Here is a 23,958-nt window from a genome sequence, read left to right as displayed (position 1 = left end):
GACATGTACGTAGAATTGTGGATGAAACGAGATGTCGTCAGTATTTCTCCGGAGACGAGCTTGGCTGAAGCCCGTGAATTGTTCGGCAAGCACCGGATCCGACGGTTACCGGTGGTGCGGGAAGATGTCCTGGTGGGCATTGTCAGTCCCGGCGATATTGAAAAAGTCATGCCCTCCAGCCTCGATTCCGACAATAGTCAAGAGGGGGAGTACCTGAGCACCACGACCCCGATCGGTGCGGTGATGACATCCTCACCGATTACGGTGAGCCCCGACGACGCACTGCTCGAGGCGGTTGAAAAAATGCGCCGCAATAAAATTGACGGTTTGCCGGTGGTCGAGAGCGGACGGTTGGTCGGTATTATCAGCATTACCAACGTGCTCGACGCCTTTCTCGATATCATGACCACCGAGGGAGCCGGAACCCGCCTCGACCTGAAGATCGATCATCGACCGGAGTCATTCTTCAAGATGATCAAAGCATTTCAAAGGCACAACAAAGAAATTCTGGCCATCATCCAGCATCATGATTTCAGCCGCGAGCAACAGCTGGTCAGTATTGAGATCCGGGGCAGAGAAAGCGAGGAATTGCTCAACCAGCTCTGGGACAACGGGGTTACGGTCGAGCGTGTCACGCCGACCTTCTGATTGTCATCCGGACAATAGCAGGCGCTTGTCTGGGCGCCGAGGGATGAGAATGCTCGCGGCGGTGGTTACAGGATGTCGCTGGCCAGATCGGCGAGTTCCGAGCGTTCGCCCTTGCGCAGGTCGATGTGAGCGTACAGCGCCTGCCCCTGCATCTTGTCGATCAAATTGCTGAGGCCGTTTGACCTGATGCCGAGATAGGGGTGGTCGATCTGGTTGATGTCCCCGGTAAAGACGATCTTCGTCCCCTCGCCGGCGCGGGTGATGATGGTCTTCACCTCATGCGGGGTCAGGTTCTGCGCCTCGTCGACGATCATATACATTTTGACCAGGCTTCGACCGCGGATATAGGCGAGCGGTTCGATGGCCAGTTTCTCTTCATCGAGCATTTTCTGCAGACGTTGAAACATCTCGCTTTTTTCCGGGAACTGGCCGCGAATGACACCGAGATTGTCGTAGAGGGGCTGCATGTAGGGCTTGATCTTGGACTGGATATCCCCGGGAAGATAGCCGATATCCTTGTTGGACAGCGGCATGACCGGGCGGGTCAGCAGGATCTGCCGGTAGTGGGTCCGGGTTTCCAGAGCGGCGGCCAGGGCAAGCAGGGTCTTGCCGGTGCCGGCCTTGCCGGTGATGGTTACCAGTTTGATGTCCCGATTGAGCAGGGCGCTGACGGCAAAGGATTGCTCGGCATTGCGCGGGGTGATGCCATAGATGCTCTCCTTGTTGACTCGCTTGAGGGCAAAACTGCCGTCGAATCCGTTCATCGCGCAGATTGCCAGGGCCGATTTCTTGCCGTTGCGTAGCACGAGAAATTCGTTGGGTCGGAGCGGGGGTTCCGCAACGTAATCGTCGAGACCAAGTTCGCCCCCGGCTTCATAGAGTTTTTCGATCAGTCGAGTGGTGACGTTTTCTTCGTAGCGGCAACCCGAATAGAGATGGGCCGGGTCCCGAACGTGGTCGGTGGTGTAATCCTCGGCCATCAGCTTGATGGAGCGGGCTTTCATGCGCAGGTTGACATCCTTGCTGACCAGGATGACCGGTTTGGTCTGTTGCCTGGCAATGTGGTAGGCGATGTTGAGGATGCGATGGTCCTGCTTGTCCGTGTTGGGAAAAAACGGCAGGAGGTCGGGATGGGGATCCATCTCCAGGCGAATGGAAATGGTGCCTTTGCCGGCACCGATACGGATACCGCCATTGAATAGTCTGTCGGTGCTCAGCGCATCGAGTTCGCGGACGAACTCGCGGGCATGGTAATTGATGATCTGACTGCCCTTCTTGAACTGGTCGAGTTCCTCGAGAACGGTGATCGGGATGATGATGTCGTGTTCGTCGAAGTGGTGAATACAGGTGCTGTCGTGCAGGATTACGTTGGTGTCGATGACAAATACTTTCTTTCGTTTCGGCATGATGGGCTGTCCGTAGCGGTGGTGAGAGATTGTCGGTGATTTAGCGGAGATCACCTCCCGCATCGCGTGCACAAAGACTGGCTGTAACTATACCAGAATCGATTCCTCCATGTAACGTTTTCGTTTGCTCTGCCGGATCAGGTCGCTGCTTGCAACTGGGTGCACCTGGCCGTGTGCTGTAGTGTTCAGCAATGAGACTGCCGGCAGTTGGCAGCGGGCAGTGCTTCTGGTATGTTCAGGATTCGGCAAGCAGACAAGAAAGAAGGAGGTGCGGAGACGTCTATGAGCGGAAAAAAACAGAATCTTGACCTGAAGCACTTCAGTCCGATAGTTTCCTCGGAGCATCTCGCGTCGGCGGGGGGCTGGCAGATGAGCGAGTTGGAGTATGGTCTGATTACCGCCAACAACGCTTTCAGTCGCTGGATCGTCCAGTGCATGGCCGCTGCCGGTCACCCCGATTTCAGTACGCTCGAGGTTCTCGTCCTGCACAACGTCAACCACCGAAACCGCAGCAAACGGCTGGCCGACATCTGTTTCGTGCTCCACGTGGAAGATCAGCACACGGTCAATTATGCATTGAAAAAACTGGTCAAGGCAGGCCTTGTCGGCCGGGAGAAGCGCGGCAAGGAGATTTTTTATTGTTCAACCGAGGAAGGCCGGCAGGCCTGCGAGTCCTATCGGGATGTGCGCGAGCGTTGCCTGGTCTCGGCGTTTGCCTCGTTTGATCGGGAAGGCATCGAAGTCAGTCGCGCCGCCGTGGTCCTGCGCTTCATGTCGGGACTCTACGACCAGGCGGCCAGAGCGGCATCATCGCTCTGACGCTTTTTAACCGCCCATCATGCCGGGCAGGACCGTAACGATCTGCGGAAACACGGTGATCAGGATCAGCGCGACGACCAGCAGCAGGAAAAACGGTATCGCCGCAGCCGCGACCCGCAGGATATTCATGCCGGTCAAGCCTTGAATGACGAACAGATTGAAGCCGACCGGCGGCGTGATCTGGGCCATTTCAACCACCAATACGACGAAGATACCGAACCAGAGCGGATCGATCCCGGCCTGCTCGATCATCGGCATGATGACCGATGTCGTCAGCACTACCACCGAAATGCCATCAAGAAAACAGCCGAGTACGATGAAGAAAATGGATAGAGCGGCGAGCAGGGCATAGGGTGAAAGGTTCAGCGTGCCGATCCATTCGGCCAGCATTCTCGGGATTCCGGTAAAGCCCATGGCGACCGTGAGAAAGGCGGCACCGGCGAGGATGAAGGCGATCATGCAGGATGTCTTGGTGGCGCCCATCAGGCCGTCAAGGAAGGTCTTTCGGTCCAGGGTCCCACCCAGCCAGGAAAGCAGCAGGGCGAGGAGTACACCGACGGCGGCGGCATCGGTGGGCGAGGCGATACCGGCATAGATGGAGCCGATTACCCCGACGATGAGCAGGATGATCGGAATGAGCCGGCGCGAGCGGCGGATCTTCTCGGCGAGCGGCAACGTTTCAACCTGTTTGGGGATCTGTTCTTTGTTGAGTAGCGACCAGATTACGACATAGCCGATAAAGAGGGTGACCAGCAACAGGCCCGGCAGGATGCCGGCGATAAAGAGGCGGGCGATAGACTGTTCCGTGGCGACGCCGTAGACGATCAGGATAATCGACGGTGGAATGAGCAGGCCGAGGGTCGCCGAGCCGGCCAGGGTGCCGACCATCATCTTTTCCGGGTAATTGCGCCGCGCCAGTTCGGGCAGCGACATTTTGCCGATGGTCGCGGCGGTGGCCGCTGACGATCCGGAGACGGCCGCGAAGATACCGCAGCCGAGAATGTTGACGTGCAGCAGTCGGCCGGGGAGTTTGGACAGCCAGGGAGAAAGCCCGGTGAACATGTCTTCTGACAGATGTGAGCGAAAGAGAATCTCGCCCATCCAGATAAAAAGCGGCAATGCGGCCAACGCCCAACTGTTGCTTGCGCCCCAGATGGTGGTAGCCATGACATTGCCCAGGGGAGCGCCGGAAAAGAAATGGATGCCGGCCATGCCGACTGCCAGTAGGGAGAATGCCACCCAGATCCCGCTGGCCAGCAACGCCAGCAGAAAGACCAGGAGCAGTGCGATCATGAACATTTCAGGCACGGCGCTGCTCCGTCTCAGCCGGTGGCGCGTCGTTTTCGTAGGGTTCGCTGACCAACAGCCCCTCGTCACTCTCCAGGTACGCGGGTTTCCTGCCCCGCAGCAGACCGACAAACTCGTCGATCAAAGCGATGGACAGGATGATCAGCCCGATGAGCATGGCTGTTTGCGGAATCCATAACGGCACGGCGATCATTCCCGGAGAGAGATCGTTGAAGCGGTATGATTCGCCGACGAGTACCCCGGTGTACCAGGTGAAGTAGCAGGAAATGGCGGCGGCTACGGCAACGCACCAGAATTCGAAAGCCCAGGCGATCCTGGCGGGCAAATGGCCGATCAGGATGGTGACCCGGATATGCTCGCCCTGGCGAAAGGTATGGGCCAGGGCGAGAAACGATGCGGCGGCCAGGAAAAAACCGGTGAAATCGGCATAGGACGGAATGGTCAGACCGACGGCGGTGCCACGTAGTAACGTGCTGGCGCGATCAATCAGGTTCATGCTCACCTGGGCGACAACAACGCCACCAATGGCGGCGATGAAGAAAGCCGCCAGCCAGCCGCTTACCAGATACAGGGTGTCGAGAACTCTTCGCATCGGTCGACAGGCCCGTTCGGGCGGGAGCGACAAAGACGCCGCTCCCGCTCAGGGGATTGTTTATTTGCCGTAGGCCTGCAGCAATGACTCACCTTCGGCGCCGGCGGCCTCCTTCCATTCGGCCAGCATCTCGTCACCGACTTTTTTCAGGCCAGCCATCAACTCCTCGCTCGGCTCGACGACCTTCATGCCATTTTCCTTGAGGACGGCGATCTGGTCCGCGGTTTCCTTGCGGCTCATCTCCCAGCCGCGTTTTTCGGCGTTGGCGGCCGCGGTCAAAACGGCCTGCTGAATGTCAGCGTCGAGTTTTTGGAAGGCACGGGTGTTGACAACCACGATGTTTTTCGGCACCCAGGCTTGAATGTCGGTGAAATATTCAACAAAATCCCATGCTTTAGAGTCGGCACCGGTGGACGGTGAGGTGATCATCGCTTCTACCCGGCCGGTGGCGAAGGCTTGCGGAATATCCGGAACCTCTACCTGGGTGGGTGCGGCGCCGACCAGATTGGCGAATTTTTCCAGCGTCGCGTTGTAGGTCCTGAATTTGATGCCTTTAAGGTCATCGACGGTGTTGATCGGCTTTTTCGTGTAGAGCCCCTGGGGCGGCCAGGCTACGGAAAAGAGCGGCATCAGCGATTGTTTTTCCAGCAGGGCGGTGACAATCGGCTTTTGGGCCGCCCACAGCTTTTCAGCATCTTCGTAGTTAGTGGCCAGAAAGGGCTGGGAATCGGCACCGAATACCGGGTTTTCGTTGGAGAGCAGGGAGACGAAGAATTCGCCGATCGGCACCTGACCGCCACGCACCGCATTTTTGATTTCCGGATGCTTGAACAACGAACCGGCCGAATGGATCTTGATGTCGAGCTTGCCGTCGGTTGCCTGGCGAACTTCATCGGCAAACTGCATGATATTCTGAGTGTGGAACGTCTTGTCCGGATACGGGGTCGGCATGTCCCAGGTGTCGGCCGCTTGAGCCAGAGCGGTCAGGGAGCAGATGGACAGGGAGAACAACAGGCCATGGATGAGTTTTTTCAACCGTTTCATGATACGCTCCTCTCGTGTTGGTGGTGGAAAGACGGTGACCAGCAGTGTAAAACTACCATAAACGGAATGGAAATGGCACCCAATATGATCTTGCAATTCCGTCGTCCTGATGGCATTATGGCATTACATTGACAAAATGTCGATAAAAAATTTCTATTACACTCCTTCCACACTACCACAATCCTTTACCGCGGAACGACCATGGAGACGAAAAACAGCACGGCCTGGCGCATCTGGATCGATCGAGGCGGAACCTTCACCGATGTCGTCGCCCGGCAGCCCGACGGCACCATCGTCACCCATAAATTGTTGTCAGAAAATCCCGAGCAGTATGACGATGCCGCGGTCCAGGGTATTCGCGATCTGCTCGGCATCGGCAAGCGCGAGCCGATCCCGACCGAACACATCGAACATGTCAAGATGGGAACTACGGTGGCCACCAACGCCTTGCTCGAGCGCACCGGTGACCGGACCCTGCTCGTGATTACCAGGGGGTTCGGTGATGCACTGCGGATCGGTTATCAGAACCGGCCGCGCCTCTTCGATCGCCATATCGTGTTGCCGGAACTGCTCTACGAAGAAGTCGCCGAGGTCAGCGAACGACTCGGGGCCGGGGGAGAGGTTATTTGCGAATTCGACGAAGACGAGTTGACGCGCAGTCTGCGTGCCTCTTATGAGCGCGGTATCCGCGCCGTGGCCATCGTCTTCATGCACGCCTATCGCTACCCTCAGCACGAACAGCGGGCGGCTGCGCTGGCCCGGTCCATCGGTTTTACCCAGGTGTCGACCAGTCATGAAGCGAGCCCGCTGATGAAACTGGTGCCGCGCGGCGATACCACCGTGGTCGATGCCTACCTGTCACCGATCCTGCGGCGTTATGTCGACCAGGTGGCTGGCGATCTTGGCGGTACCGGAGAAAGCGGGCCGCGGCTGATGTTCATGCAGTCCAACGGCGGCCTGACCGATGCCCGGATGTTCCAGGGGCGCGACGCGATCCTGTCCGGTCCGGCCGGCGGCGTCGTCGGCATGGTCAAGACCGCTGAAATGAGCGGTTACCGGCAGCTGATCGGTTTTGACATGGGCGGCACGTCAACGGATGTTGCCCATTACGACGGCGCCTATGAGCGCAGTTTCGAGACCATGGTCGCCGGGGTGCGGATGCGTGCACCGATGATGCATATCCATACCGTGGCGGCGGGTGGCGGCTCCATTCTCCACTTCGACGGCGCCCGCTATCGGGTCGGTCCCGACTCGGCTGGTGCTAATCCCGGCCCGGTCTGCTATCGGCGCGGTGGGCCGCTGACCGTCACCGACTGCAACGTGATGCTCGGCAAGGTCCAGCCCGATTTCTTTCCCCATGTTTTCGGCGCCGATGCCGATCGGCCGCTCGATCGGGAGGCGGTTGTCGCGCGGTTTGCCGAGATGGCAGCAAAGATCGCCCGGGCCACCGACCTGCCGGTGCAACCGCCGGAACTGGTGGCTGACGGCTTTCTGCGCATTGCCGTTGAGAACATGGCCAATGCCATCAAGAAAATCTCGGTCCAGCGCGGTCATGATATCACCGATTACACGATGAACTGTTTTGGCGGCGCCGGTGGGCAGCATGCCTGTCTGGTTGCCGACGCCCTCGGCATGACGCGGATTTTTCTCCATCCCTTTGCCGGCGTCCTGTCGGCCTATGGCATGGGTCTGGCCGATATCACCGCGATGCGCGAAGTTCAGATCGAACATGTCCTTGATGAGCCGGTCATGGCGATAATCGAGTCGAAAAGCCGGCCCTTGGAAGAAGAGGCCCGGCAGGAGTTGGTCAGTCAGGGTGTGGCGGCGGAAGAAATCGTCGTGCTGCGACGGGTCCATATCCGCTATGACGGCACCGACACGTCGCTGATTGTTGAAGCCGGAGAGTGTGAGACAATGCGCGAGGCGTTCGAACAGGCTCATCGGCAGCGGTTCGGCTTTATTGCCCGCGAGCGCAGGCTGATGGTTGAGGCGGTATCGATCGAGGCGGTTGGGGCCGGCGAGATGCAGGACGACGAGATGATCGACGAGGGTCCGGACGATCAGCCCTTTGAGCCGATTGCCCGGGCGGACGTATTCATGGCCGGGCAGTGGCAGACCACGCCGCTGTTCGATCGGGCGGTCCTTGAACCGGGGCAGGCCGTCGAAGGTCCGGCCATTATCATCGAGCCGACCGGCACGGTGGTCGTCGAGCCGGGCTGGCGGGCCGCCCTGAACAACCGCCGGCACCTGATTCTGACCCGCTACCTGCAACGTCCACGCGCGGAGGCGGTGGGTACCCATGTCGATCCGGTGATGCTCGAGGTGTTCAACAATCTTTTCATGTCGATTGCCGAGCAGATGGGCGCAACGCTTGCCAATACCTCCTATTCGGTCAACATCAAGGAGCGGCTCGATTTTTCCTGTGCGGTTTTCAACGAGCACGGCGATCTGGTGGCCAACGCACCCCACGTACCGGTGCATCTCGGTTCGATGAGCGACTCGGTCAAGACCATTATTCGTGAAAACGAGGCGACCATGCGGCCCGGTTCGGTGTATATGCTCAACGCACCGTACAACGGCGGCACCCATCTGCCCGATGTGACCGTCGTGACGCCGGTATTCGATGAAGCTGGCCGGGACATTCTGTTCTACGTCGGTTCGCGCGGCCATCATGCCGATATCGGTGGCCGGACACCGGGATCGTCGCCGCCGGACAGCCGTCATATCGACGAGGAAGGGGTATTGATCGATAATTTCCTGCTTGTCGAGGACGGTCGGCTACGCGAAGAAGAGACCCGGCGGCTGCTTGCCTCCGGTCCCTATCCCTGCCGCAATATTAACCAGAATATGGCCGATCTGACCGCGCAGATAGCCGCCAATGAAACCGGCGTCAACGAGTTGCGCAAAATGGTCGCCCAATTCGGTCTCGACGTGGTGCACGCCTACATGAAACACGTTCAGGACAATGCCGAAGAATCGGTGCGGCGGGTCCTCGACGTACTCAAGGACGGCCGTTTCGTCAATCATCTCGACGGCGGCCAGCAGATCGCCGTCGAGATCAGGGTTGATCGGGAGCGCCGTGAGGCGGTTATCGACTTCACCGGTACCTCACCCCAGCACCCGGGTAACTACAATGCACCGACCGCCGTCTGCCGGGCAGCCGTGCTCTATGTCTTTCGCACCCTGGTCAACGACGAGATCCCGCTCAACGAAGGGTGCCTTAAGCCGCTCAGGATTGTCGTGCCGCCGGAGACGATGATCTCGCCGCGCTATCCGGCCGCGGTGATCTCCGGAAACACCGAGGTTTCCCAGGCGATTACCGACACGCTGTACGGTGCGCTCGGTATTCTTGCGGCTTCGCAGGGAACGATGAACAATTTCGTCTACGGCAATGAAACCTACCAGAACTATGAGACCATCTGCGGTGGTACCGGTGCCGGTCCGGATCATCCCGGGACAAGTGCGGTGCATAGCCACATGACCAATACCCGGATGACCGATCCGGAGGTGGTGGAGTGGCGGTTTCCGGTGCGGCTCGAGTCTTTTGCCATCAGGCGGGGCTCCGGCGGCGCAGGCCGTTACAGCGGCGGCGACGGCGTGATCAGGGAGATGCGCTTTCTCGAGCCGATGACCGCAACGATTCTCTCCTCGCATCGGGAAACGGCGCCGTATGGATTGGCGGGAGGAGAAGACGGTGCCCGTGGGCGCAACTACGTCGTCAGGAAAGACGGCAGTCGGGTGGAGCTGCGCGGCAATGATGAGATCGATATGCAGCCGGGCGACCTGTTCGTTATCGAGACTCCCGGCGGTGGCGGCTTTGGCAAGCCGTAAACGGGTGCGGTTACCGCTGCCAATTTTTTGCCGCGGCGGTAACTGCCCGCAACCATTCCCGACCTGGTGCGGCAGATCGGGTGATCGTCCTCGATAAACGGAAAAAAGCGTGGTTTTTGGAAAGGATCTCGAATAAAGTAGACCTCTTTCTCAAACACCCACGGCAGTCTGATTTTTTCGATGCATCCCTTATCGTTGTGGAGGACGATATGACATTTCCGATAGACATGAGCGGTTATCAGCCGCTGCAGTTCAGTTTCGCGCAGACCACGTTGACCGATGAGCAGCGGAACCAGCTGCGGACCAATATCTCGCTGGTTCGGGACAGCCTCATTTTCTTTACCGCACTGGCCAATGTCAAAGGATTGGGCGGTCATACCGGCGGTGCTTTCGACATCGTTCCGGAAGTACTGATTACCGACGGCTTCATGAAAGGCGAGAACGGTCTCTTTCCTGTCCATTTCGACGAGGCCGGACACCGGGTGGCCATCCAGTATCTGCTGGCGGCCCTTAACGGCCGGAAATCCTATAACGATCTGTTGCACTACCGGGAGTTCGGTAAAGGACTCTACGGTCACCCGGAGCGGGACGAAGCGGCAGGGGTCTATTTCAGCTCGGGCCGGCTCGGTCATCTCTGGAGCTATGTCAACGGTGTGGCTGAAGCCGACCCGGAAAAGATCGTCGTCCTGTTCGGCAGCGACGGTTCGCAACAGGAGGGCGACGATGCCGAGGCAGCCCGTTATGCCGTCTCCCGGGGGCTCAATGTCAAATTGTTCATCGACGATAACGATGTTACCATCGCCGGTCACCCGAGTACCTATCTGCCGGGTTTTTCCGTTGGCAAAACACTGGCCGGTCACGGACTGACGGTCTGCGAAGTCGATGGCGAAGATCTCGATGCGCTGTTTGATCGGGTTCGCGCCGCCTTGACCGGTTCCGGGCCGGCCGCGGTGATCTGCAAGCGCAAGATGGCCCCGGGTGTGCCGGGTATCGAGGGGCTGCCAAAGGGACACGACGTCATCCCGGTGCCGTATGCCATCGACTATCTGGAGTCCCGGGGACAGGCCGAAGCGGTGAGCGTGCTACGCAAGACCGACGTCGCCAAGGAAAAGATTGTCTATCTCGGCAGCAGCGAAGAGACTGGCAAGTGCCGCGACGATTTCGGCAAGATCATCAGCGAACTGCTCGACAGCATGGAAAACCTTGCCGACAAGGTGCTCGTCATCGATTCCGATCTCGAAGGCTCTTGCGGGCTTCACCATATCCGCAAGAACCATCCGGCCGTCTACGTGAACGGCGGTATCATGGAGCGCAACAACTATTCCGTTGCCGCCGGTTTCGGCTCCGAGTCCGGCCGCCAGGGAATTTTCGGCACCTTCTCCGCGTTTCTCGAGATGGTCGTTTCGGAAATCACCATGGCCCGGCTCAATCGGGCCAATGTCCTTGCCCATTTCTCCCATATCGGCGTCGACGACATGGCCGATAACACCTGCCATTTTGGGATCAACGCATTTTTCGCCGATAACGGCTTGGCCGAAGGAGACATCACCCGGCTCTATTTCCCTGCCGACGCCCTGCAATTGCGGGCGATGCTGCCGCTGATTTTTGCTGATCAGGGCCTGCGGTTCATTTTCTCGACCCGCTCGGCCACTCCGTTCATCCTCGCTGAAAACGGTGCGAAACTCTTCGGCGAAGGTTATCGCTTTGAACCGGGTAAGGACGAACTGATTCGAAGCGGCACGGCCGGCTATATCGTCTCGTACGGAGAGATGCTGTATCGCTGCCTCGATGCCGTTGAACGGCTGCGCCAGGATGGTATCGAGGTCGGTTTGATCAACAAGTCTACCCTTAATGTCGTCGATACCGAGATGCTTGCCCGGGCCGGAGCCAGCCCGTTCGTACTGGTCGTAGAAAGCCAGAACCTCAAAACCGGCCTGGGGAGCCGCTATGGTACCTGGCTACTGGAAAACGGCTTCTCGCCGCGTTATGCCCGACTGGGAACGACCAGAGAAGGGCAGGGTGGGCTCGGCGAGCAGGTGGGTTACCAAGGCTGCGATCCCGCCGCCATTCGACAGAAAGTCGAGGAGCTGCTGTAGGCGGCATGACTCGCTGAGAGACTAGAGCCCAGTGTTTTTCGTCTGTTGAGCCGACAATGGGCCTTGACCTGTTTATTCTCGGCGCAGACGTGGCGGTGTCGTATCGAGCGGTTCTTCAAGGGCGGCAATCATCGCTTCGATCTGCAGCTGCTCTGCTGCCATGTCTTGCAGTCGTCTGAGCACCGGCACCGCTTTGGCGGCGATCTTGGCGGATCGCTGAGGGTAGCCGGCTTCGAGGTAGATGTAGACGCCGGCGGCGCGAATCAGCGCCTGCAGAAGTTGTTTCAGATCACCGGTTGCCTGCAGCCAGTGCAACTCGAGAACCTCATGTACCTCAAAGAACAAACCGAGATCCCAGAGGATTGCCGCCGTCATCAGGGGTGCCGGTGGACCGGATGGTGCAAGTGACTCCAGGACCAGGTGATAGGCGGTGAGGCGCCGCTCGATGTAATCTCGATAGATCTCTGCCGGGTTGTTCTGCAGGTAGGCCTCGGCGACGCTGCGAGCGCCATCGAGGCAACGGTTTTCGAGCACCTGCGGCAGCGACGCCGACAGGTCATTGCGAATATCCCTGCTCAGCCGATCTTCAAACGGGTTGAATCGGTGTGCCATGACGGATCTTGTTGACGGGGGTGATGCGCCTGCGACAAAACGGTCGGCGCTTTGTTTCATTAGTGCGTTCCTTCACCGAAAAAAGCAAGGCAAACCTGGTCGGTAATCATGGGAAATCGACTGCTCAAGACCTGGGACGACGATTGGCGGCGGTATCGTCCGGTGATCATTGTCGTCGGGATGTGCGGATTGTTTGCCGCCCTGGGCATCGGTCGCTTCGCGCTGGGCATGATGCTGCCGGCTATGGGGGAGGCGCTGCACCTCAGTTATTCCCAGATGGGAACCATCGGTACGTTGAACTTCTGCGGCTATCTCGGCGCAGTGTTGTTCTGCGGAAAGTTGACCGGACTCTTCGGCGCGCGTCTGCTCATCTTTTTGGCTCTGATGCTGGTTGGCGGCTCGATGGTGGTGATCGGCTGCACCGATCATCTCGGCGTGATCATGTTGCTCTATTGCTTTACCGGAATCGGCAGTGCCCTGGCCAATGTGCCGATCATGGCATTGATTGCCGCCTGGTTCGAACCTGCCGTTCGAGGCCGGGCCTCGGGAATGGTGGTGATCGGCAACGGCTTTGGTATTGTCGTAGCGGGGCACCTGGTACCGCTACTCAATGCAACCGGCGGCGGGTGGCGCATGAGTTGGCTGGTCCTTGGCGGGCTGGCCCTGGTCATGGCCATGATCTGCGGGACCTTCGCCAGGAACCGGCCTGCCGGTCGTACTCGTTTCGGGGGAGGTGCAAGGCAGACCGGCCGAACCGGCGGCATAGCGCTGTCGCCAACAGAGATGCGGCGGATGACCCTGCATTGCGCAGCCATCTATTTCCTCTTTGGCTGTACGTACGTCATCTATGTGACGTTTCTGGTGACCTCCCTGGTTCAGGAGCGGGGATTTTCGGAACAGTATGCCGGTCTGCTGTGGTCCATCATCGGTCTGCTCAGCCTGGGTTCCGGTCCCATTTTCGGCTGGCTGTCGGATCGATTCGGCAGGAGGGCCGGACTGATGCTTGTCTTTGCCATCCAGGCCACCGCCTATTTTTCGGCAATGACACTGTTGCCGCTCCCTTTCTTGTATCTGTCGATTCTTTGTTTCGGCTTGGTCGCCTGGAGCATTCCTCCGATCGTGGCGGCGCTGGTCGGCGATTTCGCCGGGCCCGAAAAGACGGCCTCGATCTTTGGTTTTGTCACCTTTGTCTTTGGTATTGGCCAGATTATCGGCCCATATGGCGCAGGGGTACTTGCCGAGGTAAGCGGCGGATTTGCGCTGGGGTTTGCCGCGACCGGTCTGTTGGCGCTGGCTGCCGTTTGGCTGGCGTCTCGGCTGCCGTCACCGGGCCGGTGCAACTCGTTTCGGTCGCAGGATGGTCGATAGCCGCGCTCTGGGCAGCGGTGATACCGGTATGAGGTGATCAGAACTCGTCGTCTGCGTCGTCGTCCTCTTCGGCGAATTCGTCTTCTTCCAGGTCATCGCTGTCATCATCGCTTTCTTCGTCGGTGTCGTCGTCGGCCGTTTCCTCGTCGTCTTCATCGAGTTCTTCGTCGAGTTCCTGGCGCAGGCGAACCGCTTTGGGAATCTTCGATTCAGGCAGGATGATGTCGGTGATCCTGTCGATTTCTTCCTGGAGGCTCGGGTCTTCTTTGCAAACCGGGCAGGTGGCAACGTGCTGTTTGATAAACTGAACCATCCGGGCCGGGGCCATGGTCTCTTCTTTTACGTGCAAATACCACGTTTTAACCAGCTTGATCAGTCTCTCACACTGCATACGATGTTTTGGTTGCTTGATTGTTGGTCGGTCGTCCGTCCCGGCTTAATCCCTGAAACAAGCGAAAAAACAGGAAGGTCTTCAGTTCTTGGCAGGAGTCCACAGCGGGCTGCCCGTGCCGGACCCCATAGAAGATGTATTATAATAAGTTGCTTTCCCGGTCAATATTAATTAATCTGTGTGCTTTATCGGTAATCATTCAAGCCGTGTGGAAGTGGATAGGGCACTGGTGGCCCTCCCGGACTTCAAATCCGGTGTGACGGGTTAACAGCCTGTCGGGTGGGTTCGATTCCCATGCACTTCCGCCATTTATCCTATGATATCAGTCTGTTATTAGGGCGTCCTTCCCTCCCGAAACCCTCCCGGATTTTTATTGGCTGATTCAATCTTAACAGATTGTTTTTCAATAGGCGGCATTTATCCGACCTAAGACCATTTGACAAGGTTTTCTTGTCAAATCGTGCTTAATCCCCGACTCCGTCCTTTCTCATTATAACAAGACCCATTATATTGCAGATAGTTAGCAGTTTTCTTCAAGTAATGATCCAGACATTCGCGGAACAGGTGGAAAACCTTGTTCCGTTGTCTTGGGAAAAGAACTACAGTGGGGGCAATATTTGCACCTTCGTACAGATGCGTTTGTATTTTCTCGAAACTTTGGAAGGAGCACAACAACATGAGCGATGGACCACAAGATGACGCTGAAACATCAATTATTGCTACGCAGAAGCAAATCAGCAATTTGGGCAGACGAAAACTTCTTCAGAAAACATTAGTAGCCTCTGGCGTCCTTGCTGGCGCCCAGTTTTTACCTGAAAGGTGGTTTAAACCGATCACCAGCCTGATCGTGGTTCCTGCCCACGCTCAGACCAGTGGTGAACGTGACTCGTCGGACGAAAACCCACCGGAGCCGCCGCCAACAGGAAGTGAAACCTTCACGTTTACGGGCGGCTCCCAGACATTTCTTGTCCCGGTTGGAGTAACGCAACTGAGTGTTATGGTGATTGGAGGGCAAGGAGGCGGAGGTGGCGGAGCACTCGGCATGGACGGAGCCACGGGTGGTAACGGCGGAACGGGAAGCATAGGACAAACAGCCTCAACAACCTTTGCCGTAACCTCTGGGGAAGCCCTGACCATTATAGTAGGCGGCGGTGGATCTGGCGGTCAGGGTGGCGCAATTGCACCATCAATTCCAGGCGGAGATGGCGGTTATGATGATGGCGTTGACGGCAATAATGCAGGAGCAGCCGCCGGCGGTGGTGGTGGCTCGGGCGGTAGTTCGCAAATACTCCGGGGCCTAGTTGTCCTAGCCTCTGCGACCGGAGGACATGGTGGCGGTGGTGGCGGTTTCAGCAATTCTTTTGGTATTGGAGATCCTGGCCTTGATGGCCTCAATGGCGGCACAGGAGGCTTAGGCTCACAAGGGCGTGATGGCGCAGAAGGTGGAGACGGCTACCAGGGGGTCAACGGCACCGGAACGGGTGGACCTGGTAGCACCGATTCCCCTGGAACTGCTGGAACTGGAGGAGCTGCAGGAGAAGTGACGATTTCTTATTGATTCAACAACGAAGACCATGGCTGGATTCGATTTCACCAGTCATGGTCTTCGTTTTAATCAGGTGGCACGATTCGAAACCGTCTTTACCTTTCAGATCGACTGACATTTTTTTCACACGAGTGCTTTTAACCCTTTCCTTTCCATAATGTCCAAGAGCTTTTTTGATGCCCCTGTAGGCTTCTTGTTCCCTTGTTCCCATTTTTGCACGGTTGAAGTGCTGATATTGAACAGACTGGCCATGGCCGCCTGGCTCAACTTGAATCGTTTCCTGATCCCTGCGATATGCTCAGGGCTATAATCCTTAATTTCAGGAAGACAAAGGCTCTCTATATTCCTGAGCGTGATATCGTCTACCAACCCTAAGTTGTTCAGATCGGCAACGGTGCTCGTTACTGATTTGGAAATTGATTTTCTCATGATCGTACCTCCCTAAGTGCTCCACTGCTGATGGCCATATCCAGATCTTCAGATGATAGGTTTAACAGGATCTTGGCAAGCTCCTTGAACGCAACAAGTTCCTTATCCGATAGATTTGATTTCTCTTTTTTCGTAAAGCCATGGACGAAAATGGCTCTATCATCCGTTTTGTAGCAGATTATTGTTCTCCCGCTTCCGCTTTTCCCCTGGCCTTCAAACCTGATTCTTTTCTTGTAGACATTCCCGCCGAGATTGACCCCGTAGTTCCCACTGATAACCTCTGACAAAGCTTCTTCCAGAGCTCTGGAATGGATCTTTTGCTTTGCAGACCACTTGGCAAATCTCTTCGTCATCAGTTTTTTCATGAACACACTATAGCACTTAGTGCTATACTTATCAAGCCATGTAAAACATGCGTAAAAACAGAGAGGTGGTAACTTTTTGGGAAGAACACTGAATCTTTAAGGGCGGCGGGAGTCGAACCCCGGACCATGCAGTAAAATCAGGATCTACAGATCGATCCGGGATACACACGGGACACTGTGATTGTAATTGTTTCTCGTTTTCACGTGAAGTTCACCGGCGAGCTTCAGCGAGTCCGGTGAAACGATTGGTTAGATAAAGAATAATCCTCTGCAATTTGTTTTAGTAATAAAGCCCCCTTTCCAGATATAGTACCTTGAGGGGTCAATAGCTCATGTTTTTGTAAGCTAGTGACAAAGGATTTTGGTAACCTATTTTTGATCTGCTGAAATTCTCTGTTTATTGCTGCCCTACTACCTTCTAAAATTAATGCTGGTGATATTAGAGAAAATAACCTTGTAACTATGAATTCGATCAAGTCATTTTCAATTAAGTCTATTTCAGAATGCGAAGAAAGATATTCAGCATGTTTTAACTTATTTTTTAGAAAAGATATTTCTTTTATAGCTGAATTATACTCTTGCATATATTTGTCTAGTCTATCCTTAAATGCCTTTTTTTCCTCTTCGCCTAGCTGGGCCTTTGCAGCATATTCTTCTACTAGCTTATCTTTTTCAACCAACTTTTTTTGTAATTCTTCTTGACCTTTCTTGATTTCCGTTTTTGTGTCTTCAATTTCATAATTTCGAGGGATGCCATCCATTTTGTCTCGCATACTGGTATAACCTTCATCAAGATGTCGTAGCTTTTCCCCAAAGCCACTTTCAATCTTTACAAGCAACGAGGCAATTTCATTTGTGAATTTGATTGTATTATCATAAAAAACATTAGAGCTTTCAGTGGCTTTAAAATAGAACAAAGCTGCTAACCCTACAGAAAAGAAAGCTAACAAGAGAGACAACAAAGTGGGAAAATCAACAACTATTTCCACTGGTGTTATTGCTATTTTATATACTACAACAGACGAGAATAAGATTATAACAAAGCACTTAGTGCGTGACCAATCGCTTTGTTTTCGATCTTTTATTTCATTTTTATCTTCATTTTCGATTCTGTTAATATTGGTGTTCATATCTCTTCCAATTTCACTTTATGAAGTATTTTAATCTAACGTGAAGTTAAGGGGCTGCGGGGCCTCTAGTATTTACTTTATATATATGATTTATGTTTTGACCTGCCACGGAGTTTTTAAACGCCGAGCCTCATGCAGTCCCTTTGAACGCCTGGTTATATGTCTTTATTATTCCAGTTTCTTTTGAACTTCTCTCAGCTTAGCCACTTCTATTCCTACACGATTTACTAATTCATTTAAATGCTTTAGTACTTTAACTAAATCTTCTATAGAATGGTTTGAAAAATTACTTTGATCATTTCTGTTTTGAAATTCATGTAAATATGCATTATGTGCACAAAAGTTTCTCCATTGGACAATATTTTTCAAGTCTGTAACTAGAGAATGATTTTTAGTAACATCTGAAAACAACGTTATAAGGCTACCTAATGAGGATTTTTCAATTTTCTTCGCATTGACTTTAAATGAAAGTTCACTTGGAACTACTGCAGATATTATGTCATAAGAAAGGCCTACACATATTTTCAGCCCTTCTTCAAGCATTTGAAAAGAGAATAGGATATGGCCAATAGCCTTAATATACGCTTCGTCTTTCATTTTAATTATACTTTCCACCATATAACGTGAAGTTGAGCGGCGAGTTTCAGCGAGATCGCCTCAAACGCTTTGTTGGGCCTGTATTACATCTTCTTTCTGGATTCTATTAAGTAATAACAGATATGAATCTAAGGCTTGCTGAACAAACCCTGAAGAACCTTCCGCTTTTTCCCAAGGGTCGATCAGAAGTACAATGTAGATAAATAGAAATACTTTCATTTTTTGGAAGTTTAAGTATTCCTCCATATCCCCTTTAACTTCTGGCTTTCCAGCACTATTTGCATAGAGCAATCTGTTTCTTTTACTTGAAACATCTTCTATATATTTTAAAGAGTTTTTATAATTATCACCTATGTACAACTCTTTAAAATCGATATCAAATGTTTTGATTTCACCAGTTTCATCATTTGAAATAGTGAAGTGTAGAGGAGGAAGTGGTCTAATGTCTATATTGTGATTCTTCAGTTTGAATATTATTACTAATGCTTTTCTGCCGTTAACATCAATTAATTTCAATCGATGATTTTCAAATGGGCTTGACTCTGAAAAGAACGTGCCAGCTAGATGATTACCAATATGTCTCAGAAACGGATACAAACCTAGCTTTGCAGGATGTTGTTTGAATGGTAATTTATTAGCATTATTGTATTGGTGCTTCTTGAGACAAAAAAATAATGCAATTGCGGCTTCCTCTTCTGCTGTTATTCCTCTGAAAACTGCCATCTCTGCATCTATATCTTTGATAAGCCATGCCTTTTCAAGATGGAGTAGCGCATTTTCGCAACAATTTTTTACTTCACTTTTGCAATCTTTAATTGCTTCAATAACAGATTGTTGAAACTTAGAATATTCCATTATTGCATAACGTTAATTAGGCGAATTCGCTGTTAGTACTTATTTGTAGGAGATCTTCGGCTAATTTGAAGACTAGCATTTTTTCAGATCACCATGATTTTGTCCATAGGTATAAACGATAAATACCTGTAATTATATGTTAAATAACATCGACAAATCATACCGAAATATTATCAAGAGTTAGCGGAAAAGAAAAATAAGTGCAAAATAACTGCTTAGGCGAACTTCGTATAATACGCAAAACTGCATATCATATATTCAGAATATGACACTCAGTAGTACAGGGTTTTCAAGGACCTCCTTGAAAGGTGCTTTTTGGTAATATTTGTTTACCAGTTGTGCGTGTCTACGCTACATTAGACTGTGGATCGATATCACTTCTGCCTTCCTCATTCTCTTTTCTTTTCTTCCACTCTCGAAACATCGGAAAAGAATCCTCAATAGACGCACGGAACCATTCCTTGCGGTAAGGTTCGCCTACTACTAATTCCTGCAGCCATTCATCAAGATCGTTAAGTATCTGAAAATGGAGTGAATCCTTTTTTTTCCCTTCAATATTTTTCGGAGGCTTGCCAGTAATGATCCACTCTGTAAGCAAATTATATTTTTGTGCTACCAGGTAAGCCCACCCAAATGGAAATTCGTTTTTCCTTCTCTTTTGAGAGACATATTGAGGTGTTACGTCAACAATTTCAGCCAGATCTTTGTTGAACCGGATATCTGTTGCCTCAACTAGTCTTTCCCAGACGTCGTTAAAGTTAGCATTCATGAAATATTAGTTTCGTTTTCTTCTTGACATGAAACAATAGATTCATTAATAATGGCTCAAAGAAACACATGTTTCTTCGGCGCTGCAATACGAAATACTTGTTTAATCTTATCTGTATTTCCTTATGAAACAAGGGATTTCAAATGAATCCTGACAAAAAACTGCAACCGGAAATCGCAGTCCTGGCCGGCACCACCTGGGTCATCGATCCAAAAACACCGACACCAACGCATCACCTATGCGCCGCCTGCGGCACCCAGATCACTCCGGACCACTCACTCTGCGCCCCCTGCACCACGGAACTCATGAACCAACCGCCCAGCTGGACCGCCACCCGCCTCTAACCAGACGAGACCACGCCCATGAAACAGACCAAGGAAATCCACATCAGCTGCTTCAAAGTCACCGGCACCGACAACCCGGTAACCGCCAACCGCGCCATCCAGAAACTGCTCAGCCAGGAGCGCTGCGGCCTGAAACTGGCCCAATACCGCATAGACGGTAAGACCATCACCATCAAGCCACGCACCATCTAACAACCACAGACAGGAGACACGACCATGGCCCAAACAACCACCGCCCCCAGCACCGAGACCAAATTCAAAGACAGCAGGCTCGAAGTCTTCGTCCACGGCGTCATCAAAGCCGTCGAGCAGATCAAGAGCCAGCGCGGCGACTTCTACGCCAACCGGATCATCATCCCGGCCAAAGATACGCTGCACCGGCCCACCGAGATCGTCATCAACTCACGCATGCCGATGGGCCGCGAAGAATCCGAAATCGAAACCACGGCCTTCTTGTCCGCCAGCAGTCGTTTCAACAACGGCCGCTGGTTCAATCAACTCAGTCTCTGGGACCAACCCGCACGGTAACAGCATATGACCAGCCGACTCCGCACGAGATCGACAGCGCAGCCGTTCCGGCTACAGCCGGGCGGGTGCGCTGTCGATCGTCCCGATTTCCCGCATCATTTTCACTCTACCCCCCGCCGCACCAAAAAATCAAGAGGAGAAGGCTATGGAATGGACACCGCTCATCGAGGCAACCTACTTTACCGGCATCCGCACGGACCTTCTGACCACCGTCACCGGCATCGTCAGTTGCCTTCTCATCGTGGTCGGCCTGGGCATACTCTACAAGGTATTCCACTGACCATAACCCCCAAACCCCTGCATAAGGAGGAATCCCATGCAAGATCTGTTTGACGCCGTCGATATCACCGGCCTGTCAACGAACGTCTCCACGCTGATGCTCGGCTTCATCGGCGTTGGCCTGTTCTTCGTTGCCCGCCGCTACATCGGCCGCACCGCCAAAATGCCGGTCTAATCACCCGGCCCCGGGAAGGGGAGCAGGCAGCTCCCCTTCCTTTCTTAACAAGACAAGAAACCCATGGACCAAGCCTTTCAAGTTGCCCTGCCGCTGGTGGGCCAGATCCAACTGGACATCGGCACCATCGTCACCGCCCTGGTCGGCTTCATGCTGCTCGTCGCCGGCTTCGACCTGGTCAAAGCAATGCTCTTTCCGTCCCTGGAATCGAGCCGCTTCAACCGCTCGGCCGACTACTACGAAGACCAGGCAAGAAACGCCCGGCAGGCACGCGACACCTGGTCACGCGGCAGCTTCGAGTGGGACCAGCAGAACCAGGTCTATCGCAAGCTGCTCAATAAAAGCACGAGCCTCAGGGTGAAGGGATGGAGATAAATCTGGCACTCTACGGCGCCGGGCTCGGCCTGGTGCTCTGCGGCTGGGTGGCCGGCCTCGTGGTCGGCTTCCTCTTCTCGGTGAACAAATCGATCGGCAAAATGCCGACCAAGGGGTGATCAATATGAACGGTGCAACCATCTTCATGCTCGGCTACGCCTCGATCATCTACACCGTCTTTGTCATCATCAACAGCGTGCTGAGCCGATGACCGCCGCCGAACTGACCCAGATCCTGGAGGCGATCACGCTGAGCCTGGCCGATATCATGTCCTTTGGTCTCGGCGGGCTGACCGGCATCGCTTTTGTCGCTGCCACTACTATCAAATGGAGCTGAAACTATGGGCTGGTACACCGACTACGACGACGGTACCCGCGACAGCTGTGGACTGACCCGCGAGCAGCGGGAAGCGCAGGAAGAGATGCAACGCGAACACCTCGTGGAACTGCAGATCGAGCAGAGTGAGCGACTGGTGCACGGCGACTCCGGCTCCAGCGATAACGATGACTGGTAAGCCATGATCACCATGCCCCAGGACTTCGACACCGCCCAGCTGATCACCGACCTGTTCGCGCTGGCCGCTCCGTTCGTGGCCATCGCCTTTATCGTCGCCTGCGGCTTTCTCATCGCCAATATCCTCAAGACAATCAACTTCTGATGGCCATCCCGACCCCATCATTTTTCAAGATCCGGCTGAAGATCATTATCGTCATTGCCTTGGTCTTCGTCTTTCTGATCGGCCTGGCCAAACAACTCTTTTGTGCTCCACCACCACAGATTCCAGAATCATGCTATTACGTTACTCGTCAGTCATACAGTTGTATGGGTAGTCCATGTAGTGCCTATACGCTGAATAACTATACAGAGGAAAATGTAACTGTAGATTGGCAATCCGAATCATTCACAAAAATTGCTGATCCGATTCAGAGCGATGATCCTACGACTCCCGTTTATTATTATCAGTATTACCTAAACGTATGGACAGGCTCATCGTGGTATCGAGTCGCTTATACGCCAATGCTAAAAAATGCGCCTAATTTGCCAGGCGCACGAATGATTTCAAATTGGGATGATTCATGGATGGCAGACAGCGAAAACAAACCTGACGGTTATGTTTATTGCAGTGGAATCGATCCCTGCCAGGACGAACGTGCTGCACTGGAACAACAATGCGGAGTAGGCAACTACTATATCGACGAAGACACCTGCGAAGGCGACTGCAAGTGCAACGACAACGATAACGACGGCATCTGCAACGCCTGCGACCTCGACGCAAACGATCCAGAGATCACCAACGTCGCCTGGATCTGGATGAAGGAATATGAACCGGACGGCTCACTGTGCAACCTGTCCTTTGTCTATAAGAAAAGCGACTGCAACAACATCAGCAGTTCGGTGTTCTACGAGACCAGCCCCGGCAGCTGCTCGGAAGCATCCGTGGCGCAGGCGCAGATCCCCTGCATCTCCTACAAGGTCAACGACAACTGCACGGAAGACAACTGCGATGTCTGCGACATCGAAGAAGACTGGCTGACCGACCTGGTCGACAGCGCGACAATCAACCTCAACCCGAACACCCCGGAGCCCGACACCGACGAGAAGACCGACGAATGCCGGAGAAAATGCTTTCCCAGGGCATTCATGTACGTACCCGGCTCCGATACCTGTATCTGCGTCAACGACTCCGACCAGACGGACAACGACGAGAACCCGAGCGAAGGCACCGATCAGCCAACCGACGACCCGGAGACCCCAGAAACCGGCTCCCCGAACGAACAGCCGGGCGACGGTGCCGGAGACAACGAACTGCTCGACTCGATCGACGAGAACACCCGCGCCACCACACAGAACACCAAAGCGATCGCCGAAGAGCAGGCCCGGACCAACCAGCTGCTCGACTGGATCGGCCAGAACAGCCAGACGACAACGGACAACACGGCCAAGATCGAAAATAGCATTGACGGCGTCGGCGGTAAGCTCGACGGCCTCGGCCAGGACGTGCGCGGCCTGGGCAACAAGATCACCGGCGTTGGTGACGATATCGAAGGAGTCGGCGAGCAGCTTGGCGAAGATATCAACCAGATGGAAACCACCCTCGGCGAAAAACTCGACACGATGACCGGTGAGTTGACCGGCACCAACGAGCCGACCCAGGAACTGCCCAACAACATCCCGCCCGCCTACAGTGTCGGTGAACACAGCTGGGGCGAGCGCACCAACCAGTTTCTGACCGATATGAGCGGCACCGGCCTGTTTGCCGTGCCGACCGATTTTCTCGACGCCGCCCCTGGTGGCGGCAGCCCTGAACTGGTCATCGACGGCGGCGAGACCTACGGCGTGCACTCGTTATCGTTTGCCGACTATTCCACCGGCCTGATCGCGATCCGCGCGGCGATCCAGCTGGCCTTCATGTGGCTGGCCATCCGCATCGTCACCTTGAAGAGGTAACCC

The 23,958-nt window shown here is 54.2% G+C and carries 29 protein-coding genes and 1 tRNA gene; 18 read left to right on the top strand and 12 right to left on the bottom strand.

Annotated elements, in window-relative coordinates; all coding sequences use genetic code 11:
* Positions 1-3: 3 nt before the first annotated feature.
* A complete protein-coding gene (locus BUC26_RS01695) occupies positions 4-648 on the top strand; it encodes a CBS domain-containing protein (RefSeq protein ID WP_084540369.1) in 645 nt (214 codons plus the stop codon).
* 65 nt (positions 649-713) lie between these two features.
* Here BUC26_RS01695 and BUC26_RS01690 read toward each other — a convergent pair whose 3' ends face one another.
* Entirely contained in the window at positions 714-2,054 is a 1,341-nt protein-coding gene (locus BUC26_RS01690; RefSeq protein WP_073373088.1) for a PhoH family protein, read from the bottom strand.
* A 282-nt stretch (positions 2,055-2,336) separates the two neighbouring features.
* Between BUC26_RS01690 and BUC26_RS01685 the strand changes: the two genes are divergently transcribed.
* Positions 2,337-2,873, top strand: coding sequence for a winged helix DNA-binding protein (locus BUC26_RS01685; protein ID WP_073373087.1), 537 nt, complete (start codon positions 2,337-2,339; stop codon positions 2,871-2,873).
* Between the two features lie 6 nt (positions 2,874-2,879).
* Here BUC26_RS01685 and BUC26_RS01680 read toward each other — a convergent pair whose 3' ends face one another.
* From BUC26_RS01680 to BUC26_RS01670, 3 genes are read right to left on the bottom strand one after another with little or no spacing between them, the layout of a single operon-like run.
* The gene (locus BUC26_RS01680) at positions 2,880-4,172 is read right to left on the bottom strand and encodes a TRAP transporter large permease (protein WP_073373086.1); all 1,293 of its coding nucleotides are present in this window, start codon (positions 4,170-4,172) and stop codon (positions 2,880-2,882) included.
* Position 4,173: 1 nt separating this feature from the next.
* Positions 4,174-4,806, bottom strand: coding sequence for a TRAP transporter small permease (locus BUC26_RS01675; RefSeq protein ID WP_244155753.1), 633 nt, complete (start codon positions 4,804-4,806; stop codon positions 4,174-4,176).
* Between the two features lie 27 nt (positions 4,807-4,833).
* Positions 4,834-5,817 (bottom strand): TRAP transporter substrate-binding protein, encoded by a 984-nt coding sequence (locus BUC26_RS01670; protein ID WP_073373085.1) that lies wholly within the window; start codon positions 5,815-5,817, stop codon positions 4,834-4,836.
* A gap of 201 nt (positions 5,818-6,018) precedes the next feature.
* On the opposite strand from BUC26_RS01670, the gene BUC26_RS01665 reads away from it, so the two are divergent.
* Together BUC26_RS01665 and BUC26_RS01660 are read left to right on the top strand one after the other, a co-directional pair.
* Complete coding sequence (locus tag BUC26_RS01665; protein WP_073373084.1) at positions 6,019-9,648, top strand: hydantoinase B/oxoprolinase family protein; 3,630 nt, start codon at positions 6,019-6,021, stop codon at positions 9,646-9,648.
* Positions 9,649-9,857: 209 nt separating this feature from the next.
* The gene (locus tag BUC26_RS01660) at positions 9,858-11,744 is read left to right on the top strand and encodes a transketolase C-terminal domain-containing protein (RefSeq protein ID WP_073373204.1); all 1,887 of its coding nucleotides are present in this window, start codon (positions 9,858-9,860) and stop codon (positions 11,742-11,744) included.
* Positions 11,745-11,816: 72 nt separating this feature from the next.
* On the opposite strand, the gene BUC26_RS01655 is transcribed toward BUC26_RS01660, so the two are convergent.
* Positions 11,817-12,356, bottom strand: a complete 540-nt coding sequence (locus BUC26_RS01655) for a DUF309 domain-containing protein (protein ID WP_161949787.1) — start codon at positions 12,354-12,356, stop codon at positions 11,817-11,819.
* 108 nt (positions 12,357-12,464) lie between these two features.
* On the opposite strand from BUC26_RS01655, the gene BUC26_RS01650 reads away from it, so the two are divergent.
* Entirely contained in the window at positions 12,465-13,724 is a 1,260-nt protein-coding gene (locus BUC26_RS01650; RefSeq protein WP_073373082.1) for an MFS transporter, read from the top strand.
* A 37-nt stretch (positions 13,725-13,761) separates the two neighbouring features.
* Here BUC26_RS01650 and BUC26_RS23820 read toward each other — a convergent pair whose 3' ends face one another.
* Positions 13,762-14,115 carry a hypothetical protein gene (locus tag BUC26_RS23820; RefSeq protein ID WP_153307073.1) on the bottom strand — a complete coding sequence of 118 codons (354 nt, stop codon included), beginning with the start codon at positions 14,113-14,115 and terminating at the stop codon, positions 13,762-13,764.
* A gap of 210 nt (positions 14,116-14,325) precedes the next feature.
* Between BUC26_RS23820 and BUC26_RS01640 the strand changes: the two genes are divergently transcribed.
* Positions 14,326-14,423, top strand: a tRNA-Sec gene (locus BUC26_RS01640).
* Between the two features lie 843 nt (positions 14,424-15,266).
* Positions 15,267-15,416 (top strand): hypothetical protein, encoded by a 150-nt coding sequence (locus BUC26_RS23370; RefSeq protein ID WP_153307072.1) that lies wholly within the window; start codon positions 15,267-15,269, stop codon positions 15,414-15,416.
* A 368-nt stretch (positions 15,417-15,784) separates the two neighbouring features.
* On the opposite strand, the gene BUC26_RS01635 is transcribed toward BUC26_RS23370, so the two are convergent.
* The 6 genes from BUC26_RS01635 to BUC26_RS01615 all read right to left on the bottom strand — a co-directional run bounded on the left by BUC26_RS01635 (position 15,785) and on the right by BUC26_RS01615 (position 19,806).
* Positions 15,785-16,090 carry a helix-turn-helix domain-containing protein gene (locus BUC26_RS01635; RefSeq protein WP_073373080.1) on the bottom strand — a complete coding sequence of 102 codons (306 nt, stop codon included), beginning with the start codon at positions 16,088-16,090 and terminating at the stop codon, positions 15,785-15,787.
* Positions 16,087-16,455, bottom strand: a complete 369-nt coding sequence (locus BUC26_RS01630) for a type II toxin-antitoxin system RelE/ParE family toxin (RefSeq protein ID WP_073373079.1) — start codon at positions 16,453-16,455, stop codon at positions 16,087-16,089. Before BUC26_RS01630 ends, BUC26_RS01635 begins: the two co-directional genes overlap by 4 nt.
* A gap of 224 nt (positions 16,456-16,679) precedes the next feature.
* On the bottom strand, positions 16,680-17,585 hold the full coding sequence (locus tag BUC26_RS01625) for a hypothetical protein (RefSeq protein WP_084540368.1): 906 nt from the start codon (positions 17,583-17,585) through the stop codon (positions 16,680-16,682).
* 168 nt (positions 17,586-17,753) lie between these two features.
* Positions 17,754-18,182, bottom strand: a complete 429-nt coding sequence (locus BUC26_RS22865; RefSeq protein ID WP_143165878.1) for a hypothetical protein — start codon at positions 18,180-18,182, stop codon at positions 17,754-17,756.
* Between the two features lie 60 nt (positions 18,183-18,242).
* Positions 18,243-19,037, bottom strand: coding sequence for a hypothetical protein (locus BUC26_RS01620; protein WP_073373078.1), 795 nt, complete (start codon positions 19,035-19,037; stop codon positions 18,243-18,245).
* Positions 19,038-19,383: 346 nt separating this feature from the next.
* A complete protein-coding gene (locus tag BUC26_RS01615) occupies positions 19,384-19,806 on the bottom strand; it encodes a helix-turn-helix domain-containing protein (protein WP_073373077.1) in 423 nt (140 codons plus the stop codon).
* A gap of 143 nt (positions 19,807-19,949) precedes the next feature.
* Between BUC26_RS01615 and BUC26_RS01610 the strand changes: the two genes are divergently transcribed.
* From BUC26_RS01610 to BUC26_RS01595, 11 genes are all read left to right on the top strand, one after another.
* Positions 19,950-20,150 (top strand): hypothetical protein, encoded by a 201-nt coding sequence (locus BUC26_RS01610; RefSeq protein ID WP_073373076.1) that lies wholly within the window; start codon positions 19,950-19,952, stop codon positions 20,148-20,150.
* 18 nt (positions 20,151-20,168) lie between these two features.
* Positions 20,169-20,342, top strand: coding sequence for a hypothetical protein (locus BUC26_RS23365; protein ID WP_153307071.1), 174 nt, complete (start codon positions 20,169-20,171; stop codon positions 20,340-20,342).
* Positions 20,343-20,366: 24 nt separating this feature from the next.
* Complete coding sequence (locus BUC26_RS01605) at positions 20,367-20,678, top strand: hypothetical protein (protein ID WP_073373075.1); 312 nt, start codon at positions 20,367-20,369, stop codon at positions 20,676-20,678.
* 145 nt (positions 20,679-20,823) lie between these two features.
* Positions 20,824-20,958 (top strand): hypothetical protein, encoded by a 135-nt coding sequence (locus tag BUC26_RS24350; RefSeq protein WP_279626254.1) that lies wholly within the window; start codon positions 20,824-20,826, stop codon positions 20,956-20,958.
* Between the two features lie 36 nt (positions 20,959-20,994).
* The gene (locus BUC26_RS23360) at positions 20,995-21,132 is read left to right on the top strand and encodes a hypothetical protein (RefSeq protein WP_153307070.1); all 138 of its coding nucleotides are present in this window, start codon (positions 20,995-20,997) and stop codon (positions 21,130-21,132) included.
* Between the two features lie 63 nt (positions 21,133-21,195).
* Positions 21,196-21,507, top strand: a complete 312-nt coding sequence (locus BUC26_RS01600) for a hypothetical protein (protein ID WP_073373074.1) — start codon at positions 21,196-21,198, stop codon at positions 21,505-21,507.
* Positions 21,498-21,626 (top strand): hypothetical protein, encoded by a 129-nt coding sequence (locus BUC26_RS24345; RefSeq protein ID WP_279626253.1) that lies wholly within the window; start codon positions 21,498-21,500, stop codon positions 21,624-21,626. Before BUC26_RS01600 ends, BUC26_RS24345 begins: the two co-directional genes overlap by 10 nt.
* An 88-nt stretch (positions 21,627-21,714) precedes the next feature.
* Positions 21,715-21,843: a hypothetical protein gene (locus BUC26_RS24340; RefSeq protein ID WP_279626252.1), complete on the top strand. Its 129-nt coding sequence runs from the start codon at positions 21,715-21,717 to the stop codon at positions 21,841-21,843.
* Positions 21,844-21,847: 4 nt separating this feature from the next.
* Positions 21,848-22,021, top strand: coding sequence for a hypothetical protein (locus BUC26_RS23355; protein WP_153307069.1), 174 nt, complete (start codon positions 21,848-21,850; stop codon positions 22,019-22,021).
* A gap of 3 nt (positions 22,022-22,024) precedes the next feature.
* Entirely contained in the window at positions 22,025-22,165 is a 141-nt protein-coding gene (locus BUC26_RS23350; protein ID WP_153307068.1) for a hypothetical protein, read from the top strand.
* A gap of 422 nt (positions 22,166-22,587) precedes the next feature.
* Positions 22,588-23,955 carry a hypothetical protein gene (locus BUC26_RS01595; protein WP_143165877.1) on the top strand — a complete coding sequence of 456 codons (1,368 nt, stop codon included), beginning with the start codon at positions 22,588-22,590 and terminating at the stop codon, positions 23,953-23,955.
* The last annotated feature ends 3 nt before the right edge of the window (positions 23,956-23,958 follow it).

This window comes from Desulfofustis glycolicus DSM 9705 (assembly GCF_900130015.1).
In the GTDB taxonomy this organism is placed as follows: domain Bacteria; phylum Desulfobacterota; class Desulfobulbia; order Desulfobulbales; family Desulfocapsaceae; genus Desulfofustis; species Desulfofustis glycolicus.
The sequence above is the reverse complement of the archived record's forward strand: the minus strand, read 5'-3'. Positions and strand labels throughout refer to the sequence as shown.